Origin of the sequence: Laceyella putida (assembly GCF_042665195.1) — a bacterium.
In the GTDB taxonomy this organism is placed as follows: Bacteria; Bacillota; Bacilli; order Thermoactinomycetales; family Thermoactinomycetaceae; genus Laceyella; species Laceyella putida.
The window spans coordinates 25,968-38,086 of record NZ_JBHTBW010000050.1; the positions used below are offsets into that span (position 1 = coordinate 25,968).

A 12,119-nucleotide genomic window follows, 5' to 3' on the forward strand; every position below is an offset into this window, starting at 1 on the left:
TGGTTTTTCCTTACATATGCTGTTCGATTTGTTGCTTGATTTTCGCCTGCAGCTGGGTGGTGGTGTGCTCCACTTCCTTTTGCGAGACGGTGAAACGAATGATGCGCTCATCCAAGTTCAACGCCTCTTCCATCGAGCTCATCAAGTCAACGGCCTTGCGATCCAACGACAAAATCACATCCACTTCACTCATGTGCGGATAGAAGACCATGATGATTTCATCCAACTCTTCTTGGTAACGGCCCAAGGGCGCAAGGCGATACTCCTGGACAAACGGATGGCGGGAATAAAACTTGTCAAAGGCAAAGTCCACACTGCTTAAACGGAAGCCCACCTCTTCCACGGCATGCAGGATGGTATCGACCAACGGATGGGGCAAGATTTCGATCCCGTCTGTATCGCTCGGATCGACGGCCATCTTGATGTCAAGGCCCGTTTTGACGTAGATGGGGGACCCACCCGTCGATACAGGGGCATCAAACGGCAATTGAAATTGGAAGGGCAAAACGCGGGTCTCGCGCACACCGATCTCAAAGGCGTCGGTCAGGCGAAACTCGTCAATGACGTATTCATTCTCAGACCCGTCGTGTTGGTACTGCATCATTAAGTATAAGTAGATATCATCGATCACCTGCGGGGCTTGTCCACCCTGCACGAACACTTCCCCGCGAATGATATCCCCCTGCCGATAGGTGGCCTTTTCCAAACGCGTATCCACTTTTGCTGAACCCACTCCGATACTCGCTAGCGCTTTTCCGAAGATCGTCATATTCTCAAGCTCCCTCTTTCTATTCTCTATGAACGATTTCACTTATAAGATCACACTAAATCATGGTGTTGCCTGGCTTGCGATTCAACATCTCTTGAATCTTCAGCATCGGGTCATCGACCACTTGCTGGTTGTTGATAAACAAGGTGCCGTTGGGATCATGGTACTCCCAAGCAAATGAGCTGTTGAGCACCCGTCCCGAGCGAATCATCTCGATATCCATATGAATGCTTACTTCGGACATAAAAAAGATAATATTCAATTCATCAACATAGCCATGATAACGTCCCGTCGGTTTGAATTGGAACATCTGAAAGAATGGAAGTGGCTTGGCAGTTGGGTCATGCTCATTGTGAATCCGATACAGGATAAAGCCGGAGTCTTCCACTTGCTTCAGCAATTTCTGCACGAGCGGGGTAGGAAACACTTCGATTTTATCTAAATCCGTTGGGTCGATGGCCATTTTTATATCCAGACCCGTTTTAAAATAGACAGGAAAGCTACCTGTCGACATGGGCACGGACATCGGAAGTTTGATCTGGAACGGAATCAGCTTCGTTTCTTCCGCTTGAATGATAAAAGGTTGGGACAATTGGTATTTCTGAATGACCACTTGGCTCTTCTTGCCGCCTTTGGAGACATCCGCAACCAAATAAAGATAAATGGTGGTAATCTCTTGCGGCGCCTGCCCCCCTTTGACCAACACCTCCCCTTTGACGGTATCACCCGGATGGAATTGCTTCGTTTCAAGACGCGTATCGACCGTGGCCGAGCCGACTCCCACACTTGCCAATGATTTAAAGATTGGCATCATACACTGTCACTCCTTCACATTTTTAAAAGGGAGAGACCGGGCGCTGCGCCACTTAAGACTCGTCGCCCAACATCTGTTTCATATATTCTTCAAATTGCTTTGCCAATTGGTCATGTTCTTGATTTTCATGCTCCAACTTCTCTTGTTGTAAGCGCTCTTTGGCTTCCCCGGTCTGTTTCTCTCTCTCTTGTTTTTCTTCTTTTGCGGGCTGTTCTTGTGTTGCCTGTTCTCCTTTCACTTCCTCGGCTGTTGCCGGCGGCTCCGGTTCACTCTTTGGTTTATAGTCATTGGGTGGCAGGTCGAACAGGCTCGCGCGCGGTTTAGTGTGTTGCGGCGTAATCAGATAACGTTTGGAAGTTTGTTCCAACTCTTGCCGTTGTTTTTCGAGGCGCTCTTTGGTCTTGCTCTCCAAGAGTTCCCGTTGCGCTTTCAGCATCTCTTCCTGGCGGCGCTCAAATTCTTCTTCTTGTTTCGCCAACAGCTTCTGCGCCAACTCCTCAAACTCTTTTTGCAGGCGCTCTCTCATTTCCTCTTCCTTGCGTTCCAATTCTTGCCGCTTTTTCTCCCATTCGAGCCGCTCTTGTTTGAGGCGTTCCAGCTCCGCTTGCACTCGTTCCTCTTGCTCTTTCTCAATCCGTTCGCGCTCACGTTCCGCCCAGGCGCGCCGCTCAGCTTCCAAGCGGGCCTGTTCCTCTTCTTCACGCTTGCGCTTTTCTTCCGCCAACCGCTCCTGCTCTTTTTGCTCCTGTTCCAGCCGCTCTTTTTCTTCCTGCTCGCGTTCCCAGCTTTCCTGCTCATCCGGTTCTTCGATGCGTTGTTTAAATTCTTCCCTTTGCCGGGCCAGAAGCTCTTGCTCTTTTTGTTCAAACTCCAGGCGTTGCTTTTCCAAAAGCTCCTGCTGTTTTCGCTCCAACTCTTCTCTTTGTTTCTTCAACAATTCCTCTTGGCGCCGTTCAAATTCCAGGCGCAACCGCTCCAGGCGCTCTTCTTCTATCTTTTGATAAAGCTGTTCGGGCGCCTCTTCATTCGGGGTTGTTTTCTCAGGAGTTTCGGGAGAAGGGAAGGGAGGGTCATCCTCCGGCCGCGCGGGGGCAGGGTCATCGGAAACTTTCGGCTCAACCGCCTTGTCCGTTTGCGTTTGCGTCTCAACATCCGTCTTTTCCGATTTGAATAGGAAACCAAGCAATCCTTTGCCCTGTTTCCGTTTCTCATACGCATCCATCTGGGAAAGCACCGACTCGACCGACTCATTTTTCAAGCTGCGTTGAATCAGCCGGGCCATCGGCTTGGAACAAGGGAAATCAGATGGGAACTTCTCCAACGGCGCATCCAGATACTGGCCGGACAACAAGCTGAATAGAAACGATCCCCAATCCAAAGTGCGCGGTTGTGCCGTGATTTGTTCCAATCCACAAAAAAGCACGCGCAATTCACCTTGGTCGTTCAGTCCAATATTGCGCGGGTCCAGCAACAAGTACATGGGCATGGGCTTCGACTTCAACTCCGCTTCCAACTTCAGCAATTGACGTCCCCACTCGACTACTTGATCCTCATCAACCTCCCGCGTCGAAATCACTTCGCGTAGCGGGTGAATCGGTTCATAAGGTCGAATGAATACGATGGAGCGCTCCTCTGTATACACTTCCTCAAAAGTCAGCACAAGCGGATGAGTCAAGGTGCGATATTGCTGAATCGCCCGTGAAGGGGCTTGTTTCTGCAACAAGGCAGACTGCAAATAATATCGCTTTTCATCTTTGCGCGCGACAGCGAGTTCCCCGTCAAAAAATCTCACAACATGTTCTACTCGATAACCATTTCGATATACTTCACCCACTCCAAAAAACGACAACGTTCTTCGCCTCCAAACATTTCCTTCCCAATTCCAACAACGAAGTTATTTTCTTACAATCCGTAAAAACCGTATATATTCCCAATCTGAGAATATCACAGGTTGAAACGTTGAGACAATAACGATCTGTTGTCTGAGACCCTATGCAGTGCAAGCAAACAACGATACAATTGGTAAAGATGGAATAAAGGAGGAAGTGCTTTGAAAATAGACCGATCCACTCAATTATATAACGAAGCGTGCGATGTGATCGTAGGTGGTGTGAACAGTCCTTCTCGCTCTTTCCGAGCCGTGGGAAACGGCACACCCATTTTTATGAAGAAAGCGCAAGGCTCAACCTTCTGGGATGAAGACGGCAATCGGTATATCGATTATCTGGCCGCATTTGGGCCCATCATTTTGGGTCATGCCCATCCTGTCGTCACCGCCGCCATCATCGAAGCGGCTTCCGGTGGGGTTTTGTATGGAACGCCCACCGAAAAAGAAGTGCGGTTTGCCAAAATGCTCCGCGACGCGATTCCGACCATGGAACAGATTCGGTTTGTCAACAGCGGCACCGAAGCCGTGATGACAACCATTCGCCTGGCGCGGGCTTACACCGGTCGCAACAAAATCCTGAAATTCGCCGGCTGTTACCATGGACACTCCGATTTGGTCTTGGTCGCCGCCGGCTCTGGACCATCCACACTCGGCACCCCGGACAGCGCGGGGGTTCCGGCCAGCATCGCGCAAGAAGTGATCACCGTTCCATATAATCAAGTCGAAGCCCTGCAAGAAGCGCTCCACCATTGGGGTGACGAAATCGCAGCCGTCTTGGTGGAGCCCTTGGTCGGCAACTTTGGCATCGTCCCACCCAACCCAGGCTTCCTGCAAGCCATAAACAACTTGGCTCATGAAGCGGGGGCACTCGTGATTTACGACGAAGTGATCACGGCGTTCCGCTTCCGCTACGGCGGTGTGCAAACGATGTATGGAGTGGAGCCAGACTTGACCGCTCTCGGCAAGATCATTGGTGGTGGTCTGCCCATTGGAGCCTATGGCGGCAAACGCGAAATCATGGAAAAGGTCTCACCGATGGGCCCCATGTACCAAGCGGGCACCATGGCCGGCAATCCCCTCTCCATCGCCGCCGGCATCGCTTGCATTCAAACCCTTTCCCATCCGGGCACGTATGAACGGTTGGAACAGATGGGCAAAACATTAACTGGTGAAATCAAGCGTCTAGCGAAGAAGCACGGCATCACCATTAGCATAAACCGGGTGGGTGGCGCTTTTACCGTCTACTTTACCGATGAGCAAGTGACGGATTACGAAGGCGCCCAACGAGCCGATGGCGAGTTGTTTGGACAATTTTTCCGACTGATGTTGGAAGAAGGCGTCTATCTGGCCCCGTCCAAATACGAAGCCTGGTTCCTCACCACCGCTCACAGCGACGAAGACATTCAATTTACCATTCGTGCCGTGGAACGGGCCTTTAAGAAAATGAAACCCCGCAGCTGAGACAAGCGAAGGAGGTACATAATGGAACATACTAAAACGCCCTATGAAGAGATTGGCGGTGCCGATGCCGTGCGTGCCTTAGTGGAAGCTTTTTATCCGCGTGTGCAGGCCCACCCGTTGTTGAAACCCATTTTCCCCGAAAACATTGAACCCGTGATGGAGAAACAGACGCTCTTCCTCACCCAGTTTTTGGGCGGTCCTGCTCTTTACACGGACAGGTACGGCCATCCGATGTTGCGAGCGCGCCACCTGCCTTTCCCTATCACCCCGGCCCGCGCGGAAGCATGGCTGGCCTGCATGCACGAAGCCTTGGATGAGGTGGGCATTACAGGGCCGGTGCGTGAAGCGCTCTGGGCTCGGCTGGTCATGGCCGCGCACCATATGGTCAATACGGATCAATGAAACGAGGGCAAGAAGAACATGCCTAGTCTAAGTGACAGCATGTTCTTTTTTGTTCATTTTTCCAAATCGCTTCATGACCGTACATCTAAAAAACAGCGTTCCATTATCTGACGACGGAGGGGCAACACAACCATATACTGGATAATCATGCGTTGGAAAGTTCCTCTAAGTTGCTAGCTTTTCTCGATTTAGAGAACCAATTGTCCTTACTCCCACAAAGGTTCATTTAATTTTGAATGATTTATTTTTCGTTCCTATAGCTCTGCTTCTTTAGGTGAATATATTATATATATGCAAGTGAGGAGGGACATTTATGCCGGAACTTGGAAAAAAGTTTGACATATTGATCAGACACGCCCTAGCCCCCTAAGAGTCAGCCGTTTTTTTTGACAGAAAAAAATGAGCGACATTTGATCGCTCGTTTCATGCTAAAAAGGTATGAATCAGATCTAAACAGTCCGCAACGATTTCTTCAGGAGCCTTACCCTTAATGTCAAATCGTCGAGCCTGCCAATCTAAACTCTTAACCTGGTCTGTTAAAATGACCCCTTCGATCGGCAAGTCATTGGGCAATTTCACTTCAAAGGGATAGCCTTTCTCTCTGCTTGTGATAGGACATACAACAGCAAATTTGGTGACTGCGTTAAACGCTTTTGGCGATAGAACAATGGCAGGCCGTCTCCCTGCTTGTTCATGTCCTGCTTGTGGATCAAAGCTGACATAAACAAGATCGCCGCGGTCCGGTACGTGCATTAAATACGTTCATTCCCTTCTACTCCAAAATCAATTTCGCAATGGCGGTTCTCTGGCGTCACCTTAGCCAGAAGTTCCTCTAGTGTCGGTTTCTTCTTCTTTGGAACTAACTTGATTTCTTGGTTCTCTACTCTCATTTCTATTTCAGAGCCTTGTTCGATGGAAAACATCTCTGCAATATGACTAGGGATACGAATAGCAAGGCTATTGCCCCACTTACGAACCAGCGTCGTCATACAAATTCCCCCTTGATTTTCCCTTGATTTCATTATATCACCTCCACAACCCCTTGTATATCCATTGTATCTACATCGTTTCAAAATTATGCACAGACAACTGCGGAATTTTCACAACGGGATGCCCGCTGCCATGTGCAGGAGAGAGAGATTGACCTGACCTGGTGTGAAACGTTTTTTCCAGAAGACATCATCGATGTTGTGTTCGAGGGTTCCGAAGAGGAGTTTTACGAATATGACAAGGCGGTTCATTTCTTCATCCGTGAGCAACCTGTTGAGCTTGATTGTTTGTTCTACGATGAAGAGAAGGGAGAAGTCCGTTTCCGTCTATTCAAACGTGCCGGCCGGACGGTGCCCTGCAAGTGAAAAGAGATCCGTTTCAGTTTTTTATGATAAACGGTTGAGTATTCATGGCATTTGGCTTATAAATAAGGAGTTCATGAACACATCAACTGGAGGAATAGATGTGGCAGAATTTAAACCAATCAAAGTTGTAAAACAAATGTTTCGAGAGGATCAGAACCAAAAGAGTTACGCTTGGCCTCCAGAGGAGATCCATTTTGAAGGAAAGCTGATTGTTGAATCATTATCTGGATTTGAACCGGCTGGCCACAATATCCATTTTGCTCTTTACCTAACAAAAGACAATCGTTATACTCTCGTTGATGTTTACAGACAGTGGATCGATTACAGAGTGGATTGTCGTTTCTTTGATTCTCTTGAAGACATTACACCCAATTATGACTTTTCCTGCTTTATCACGCCAGGGCTTAGGAACTATGCAGAAACCCATTATGAGTGGGGTTATTATCGGTTTATAGAAGAAGCAAACAGCAAAGGAATTCCTCTTCCACATTGGAATAGGAGATATTATCGAACATAAAAACAGGCTAGGATTTATCCCGCCTGTTTTTCTTGTTTCGGCGTAGCCATTTCATCCTGGCTCCCCGCGTATTCTGCTCGTGCTTTGTCTACGATGGAAAGAGAAGCAAGCAACAAATCAACATCAATCATTTATAGAAAGTTTGGGTTATCTTTCTGATTTTAAACTCACACTCTCCCCTGATCTCATTGCCGGCGGTGTCATGTACCTGGACATCGATCATAAGGGGAGCGGATTTAAACTGTTGAATACCACCGTGGAAATGGGAAACGAACCCAAAATGATGCCAAACCATCATTATATCGAAGGTTATATCCCCAGGGTCAGCTACGCTCCGGCCCACCCCATCCGGATCCTCCCCGACAGCGGAGCATCTGCGCAATTTCTCTTTATACGAGGCAATAAGAAACCCAGACTTAAGATATGTAATAAAAATAACGAAAACAATAATTTATGAGATTATTAATAATAGAGGACAAGTCAATCTCACTAAGGATAAATCTAAAATCAATGCTAATTCAAATGATTTTATGGAGTGAAAACTGATTTATGAACAAGAAATTAAATGCGCGTCTATTTATCGTAATAATAAATATCCTCGGATTTGGATTATTTCTGTTTTGGTGTTACATCTTTTATATAAATGATATTATTTTTGCTGAGAACGAAGAAAAACAATGGCTTTATTTGGGTATTACAATTTGTTTATATTCCTTATTGTATTACATACTAGCCTTTTATTTTAATCTATCTTCAAAACGATATGTATCAGGCCGTCTCTTTTTAATTAGCTTAACATTGTTATTAGGCTATATTATTAGTCCGCTATTCCATATAGCATTAATATTCCCCTCCTTTGGTCTACTGATCTTTATTTGGTGTTTTATTTTTCATCCTGAAGCATTAACACAAGATGAACAACTGGTTCCAAAATTAGAATTAAAGAAAATAAAAAAATATATTTATCGAATAAAAGAAAATAAAGGCCAATTTAACATCGCTGAAGACGAGTCGACTATTAACGCAAAATATAACAAACAGTTAAATAAATGATTCATTTTAATTATAAGGAGGAACTAACCTCCTTAATTTTTTTCATATACCTCAACAGAAATTCTCTTAAAGACTAAAATCGCCAAGATATAGCTCGGCGATTTTTATAGAAGAACGGATCAGTATACACTTCATGATATGCTTGAGGCATACCATCTGCAAGTGCGTAAAACATTATGCATAAGTGGGATAACTACATCCCCAGGATAATTATATAAGTACCATTTCATGGTTTGGAGCTTTGTTGATTAATTTTAAAGTAACCTGCTCCGTTTTCTTGCACGCTCGTATAGTAATGGGAATCGTCCTCAATCGGTATAGACCCTCACTAACAAGCCAGAAGTTCACCAACTATACGATTGAATCACTGGATGACATGGACAGCGAGGGGTTATACCGGTTCCTTGACCTCGGTAGACGGGGTGGATGGCGTTATCCAAAAGAGTGACAAAGAAACCCTGTTATCTGATAGAATAGATTATATGAGAGGAAGTGAGCGGATATGGCAGACATCGATGTGAAAGAGTTAGCAGCCCAATTAGCCGAAGCGGTTCGAGTAAGTTTGAAAGAGGATTTGGACGAAATCAAAGGAGAGATCAAGGGTGTCAAGTCAAGGCTGGACAAGGTGGAATCTCGTTTAGATGGGGTGGAGTCCCGATTAGACAACATCGAATCTCGGTTGGATACGGTTGAGTCCGAAGTGAAATCCACTCGGTCTGCGGTGATCGACCTGGGTAACGATCTTCGTAAGCAAGAACGAGTCACCAACAACCTCATTCTGGACGTATACCGTTTGAAAAGTGAGCAGGAGAAGCAGTGAAGCATCCATCCACCAAAACAGATCGCTAACAAGCAAAAAAGGCTTGGGTCTCCCGATTGGGAAACCAAGCCTTCTTACTTATCCGTTTGCTTTTTCTAAGTTTTTTGCTTAGATATGTATTGTTTCTGACTCTTGTTGCTCCATCTCGGTCCTATCTTTCCTATTTTTCCTATAATTAGATATATCTTTTAATTGTCCGATAATACCAATGCCAGCGGCTAGACAGGTTGCAATTGCGATGATGATTGTATTTCTATCTGTTGATTTTGCCTGAAGACGAGCAGAACGTTCGGCCCCAATAGCTTGGATAAGTGCTGCTTTTTCTTCATTACTCATGGACTTAGGGATGTCTGAAGTGATATCAAGATAAGTTTTCACATCTGGTGAGATGGTTTGATTAGGAGGAGCTGCCGGATGTTTTGGGGTTGGATAAGTAGATGAGGCTTGGTCAAAGATAATATCTGCTATTAAAACAATGCAACCCACAAAAATAAAAAGTAAAATGAATATGTTATGCTTTTGCATCAGTCTCCCAACGGGCGGTTTTTTTGTTATCCCTCGTTTAAAATGACTGATTTAACATACATGGGACTCAAATCGAGATGCATTTTATGCTATTATTTTTTGCAACAAACGATGGAAATGTGTACGACAAAGGGACTCGTTGTTTGCGAGTCCCTTTGTTTTTTATCTTGGTCCGTGTACCAAACCGCTTTATGCATTTGTATATCGCAAAGAATCAAATCCGCGTCACCCAAAAACCAGTACCCGCATAATAACCGAAACTCCCCCGACTGTGGCAAATCTTGAAATATCGTTTTCGTCGCATGGGTGGAGGATTTTTTGTATTAGTCGCTCTCAGTCAAAATGGTTATAATGTTCATAAAATAGTCAAAAATATAAAACAATGCATGAGGAGGAATATTCTTGTATCGAACTACATTCCTTTGATCTTATCTAGGCGAGAACTCTTCTCCTATCTTCTTAGATAAGGGACCTGCCCGTTTAAATAACCAGATGGGTTAGGTTCGCTCTATTCGCCGGTGGTGTTGATGTCCAAGATGAGGGAGGACTTAGCCCTCATTCCAAACCACATTGCCTTTTGGCTCAATCCTTCCAGCATCTTTGGCTTGTTTTATCTGACGACGTTTAACAAGCGTTCACATGTGTTAACCATACCATCTATCCTAGCCCCTATCCGCCCGATGCTGGCAGAGCCATTGTCTCCTTACAGTTTCAATGGTAGCTTACGCTACGGGTACATTGTCGGCATGCTTTAGCCCTAGATCGGCTTGAAGTACTGCGAAGGATAATCGCAGTGTTCCTGGAGAGCCGTATGCATCGAAAGATGCACGTACGGTTCGGGAGGGGGGAGTTGGTGTCGTCTCCGACGCCCGGCTCCCTACTTCACGACTTACCCGAATGAGGGATGGAGGGAGCATCAACCGATTTTGCCGCCATTTGCCCAAGAACGTGCTATGATCAGTATGTACTTTTGAACAAACAATAGGGAGTTGGAAAGGCGGACACACTCTATGCGCAATGTATATCCAATAAAATATTACAGTAAGGAAGGTTTCGTAGAACGAAAACTGGAGATTAATGAAGAAGATCTTGAGGAAATTATAGAGGATTACTTGCGAAGAAATATGGATTTTGATTTTGATGAAGTGGAGATAGTAAATAATCGCCCAATGAACATCTGGCTCTATGCTAAGTGCAGAACATATGTTGATCCAGATAATCCAGAAGAAGATGATGCATTTCATGATGCGGAAGTAGAGATTACTGGAGACTACGACGGAAACTCTTGATATACAAAGCGGCCACCGGCTGCCGCGGCTGACAGCGGATGAGCTGGCGGCGTGCAGGCCGGTGCCCGCAGTGATATTAAGTGCACTAGCTCTTTGAAGCTGGGCAACCAAGGATCATTTTCTCAACTCTCCGCGTTTACCAAAGAAAACGGCTCGTGCTAAAGCGTTCATTGCTTTTTGACTATATCTTTAAACAATCCATAAAGCCCACTAATGACCTCCCCCGCTTGCTGCCACAAACTTTTTCTTGGCCCACCCGTTACTTCATGAACCTTTCCCACGCACCAATTCAACCGGTTCTTAATTTGATCACTATTAAATCGTTTCACCTTAAGTTTGTAATGTTTCTTCAATACATATTCCTTTTTACGATCCCGCTCTTTTTGTGCCGGTGTGCTGTGATATGCCTTCCCATCCGCTTCAATCACCAGTTTGTATTTTGGAATATACAAATCCACTTCCAAGTCCCCAAAGAGGATATGGGTTTTTACACGGTAGCCGGCACTTGTCAGGGCCAAATATAATCTCTTCTCAAGATAAAAGTCACGATCACTGACCTTCACTAGCTGCCAATCAGGTAATCGCTTTTCCTTCAATACAATCCGAACAAATCGAATACACGCCTTAACGAAATTTCTTGCCCGAATATATCTTATCTTCAATGGCGGCATGCTTATCCCCCTCTTATCGTATCCTTCTCTTTTTATTTTATCTGAATTTATGCAATATATAAGACAAAAAAAACCTTGTCCATAGAACAAGGCTACTTGGACAAGGCTTGGATATCTTTATCGATTGCGGTCAAATCCAACTCGCGTTCAATCAATTTTGTGAGTTCCCGACTGTGCTGTGAAAAAAGTTCATGGTCTGCGTCCAAAATGGGGTCTTCCTTTTCATACGAGCAAAGGTCAAAATGAGTTGCAACTGGTCACGGATCGGCTTGGATATGTATACGCGGTGGGATAGGCTCAATTTTACCAGAATGCAATAATTAACCCAAAAGCCAAATAAGCTACAACACCAAGTATTGTAAGAGAAACAGCGACAATTGCAATGCCGATAATTGTTTTTGTAATAACCTGTTTCATACCATACCCCTTTATATTTTATTTATATAAGTATAGATTATATTCATTTAATTTAATATAATAAAAAAGTGCATTAGGGCGTGTCTGGTGAATCCATCATGATTTCCTGTTAGAATGTTCATAACAACAAAAGCAAGG

14 protein-coding genes are annotated in these 12,119 nt (G+C 45.3%); 7 read left to right on the plus strand and 7 right to left on the minus strand.

Annotated elements, in window-relative coordinates; genetic code table 11:
* Positions 1-10 precede the first annotated feature (10 nt).
* Genes ACFQNG_RS15405 through ACFQNG_RS15415 form a run of 3 tightly spaced genes read right to left on the minus strand, consistent with a single transcriptional unit; the run spans position 11 to position 3,432 of the window.
* Positions 11-769: a sporulation protein gene (locus ACFQNG_RS15405; protein ID WP_379866372.1), complete on the minus strand. Its 759-nt coding sequence runs from the start codon at positions 767-769 to the stop codon at positions 11-13.
* A 55-nt stretch (positions 770-824) separates the two neighbouring features.
* Positions 825-1,583, minus strand: a complete 759-nt coding sequence (locus tag ACFQNG_RS15410; protein WP_379866373.1) for a sporulation protein — start codon at positions 1,581-1,583, stop codon at positions 825-827.
* 52 nt (positions 1,584-1,635) lie between these two features.
* Complete coding sequence (locus ACFQNG_RS15415) at positions 1,636-3,432, minus strand: protein kinase family protein (protein WP_379866374.1); 1,797 nt, start codon at positions 3,430-3,432, stop codon at positions 1,636-1,638.
* A gap of 201 nt (positions 3,433-3,633) precedes the next feature.
* Between ACFQNG_RS15415 and ACFQNG_RS15420 the strand changes: the two genes are divergently transcribed.
* The gene (locus tag ACFQNG_RS15420; RefSeq protein ID WP_379866375.1) at positions 3,634-4,932 is read left to right on the plus strand and encodes a glutamate-1-semialdehyde 2,1-aminomutase; all 1,299 of its coding nucleotides are present in this window, start codon (positions 3,634-3,636) and stop codon (positions 4,930-4,932) included.
* 21 nt (positions 4,933-4,953) lie between these two features.
* Positions 4,954-5,334, plus strand: a complete 381-nt coding sequence (locus tag ACFQNG_RS15425) for a globin domain-containing protein (protein WP_379866376.1) — start codon at positions 4,954-4,956, stop codon at positions 5,332-5,334.
* Positions 5,335-5,757: 423 nt separating this feature from the next.
* Here ACFQNG_RS15425 and mazF read toward each other — a convergent pair whose 3' ends face one another.
* Positions 5,758-6,087: an endoribonuclease MazF gene (mazF, locus tag ACFQNG_RS15430; protein WP_379866378.1), complete on the minus strand. Its 330-nt coding sequence runs from the start codon at positions 6,085-6,087 to the stop codon at positions 5,758-5,760.
* Positions 6,087-6,323 carry an AbrB/MazE/SpoVT family DNA-binding domain-containing protein gene (locus ACFQNG_RS15435; RefSeq protein WP_379866380.1) on the minus strand — a complete coding sequence of 79 codons (237 nt, stop codon included), beginning with the start codon at positions 6,321-6,323 and terminating at the stop codon, positions 6,087-6,089. The genes mazF and ACFQNG_RS15435 overlap by 1 nt, the downstream gene beginning before the upstream one ends.
* Positions 6,324-6,458: 135 nt before the next feature.
* Here ACFQNG_RS15435 and ACFQNG_RS15440 point away from each other — a divergent pair, with 135 nt between their 5' ends.
* The 4 genes from ACFQNG_RS15440 (at position 6,459) to ACFQNG_RS15455 (ending at position 9,079) form a co-directional block, all read left to right on the plus strand.
* Entirely contained in the window at positions 6,459-6,689 is a 231-nt protein-coding gene (locus tag ACFQNG_RS15440) for a hypothetical protein (protein ID WP_379866382.1), read from the plus strand.
* A gap of 100 nt (positions 6,690-6,789) precedes the next feature.
* Entirely contained in the window at positions 6,790-7,206 is a 417-nt protein-coding gene (locus ACFQNG_RS15445; protein WP_379866383.1) for a hypothetical protein, read from the plus strand.
* 549 nt (positions 7,207-7,755) lie between these two features.
* Positions 7,756-8,259 (plus strand): hypothetical protein, encoded by a 504-nt coding sequence (locus tag ACFQNG_RS15450; protein ID WP_379866384.1) that lies wholly within the window; start codon positions 7,756-7,758, stop codon positions 8,257-8,259.
* Positions 8,260-8,761: 502 nt separating this feature from the next.
* A complete protein-coding gene (locus ACFQNG_RS15455; RefSeq protein WP_379866386.1) occupies positions 8,762-9,079 on the plus strand; it encodes a coiled-coil domain-containing protein in 318 nt (105 codons plus the stop codon).
* A gap of 108 nt (positions 9,080-9,187) precedes the next feature.
* On the opposite strand, the gene ACFQNG_RS15460 is transcribed toward ACFQNG_RS15455, so the two are convergent.
* Positions 9,188-9,604, minus strand: coding sequence for a hypothetical protein (locus ACFQNG_RS15460; protein ID WP_379866388.1), 417 nt, complete (start codon positions 9,602-9,604; stop codon positions 9,188-9,190).
* 1,010 nt (positions 9,605-10,614) lie between these two features.
* Between ACFQNG_RS15460 and ACFQNG_RS15465 the strand changes: the two genes are divergently transcribed.
* Positions 10,615-10,893 (plus strand): hypothetical protein, encoded by a 279-nt coding sequence (locus tag ACFQNG_RS15465; RefSeq protein ID WP_379866390.1) that lies wholly within the window; start codon positions 10,615-10,617, stop codon positions 10,891-10,893.
* A gap of 167 nt (positions 10,894-11,060) precedes the next feature.
* On the opposite strand, the gene ACFQNG_RS15470 is transcribed toward ACFQNG_RS15465, so the two are convergent.
* Positions 11,061-11,564, minus strand: a complete 504-nt coding sequence (locus ACFQNG_RS15470; protein WP_379866391.1) for an endonuclease domain-containing protein — start codon at positions 11,562-11,564, stop codon at positions 11,061-11,063.
* Between the last annotated feature and the right edge of the window lie 555 nt (positions 11,565-12,119).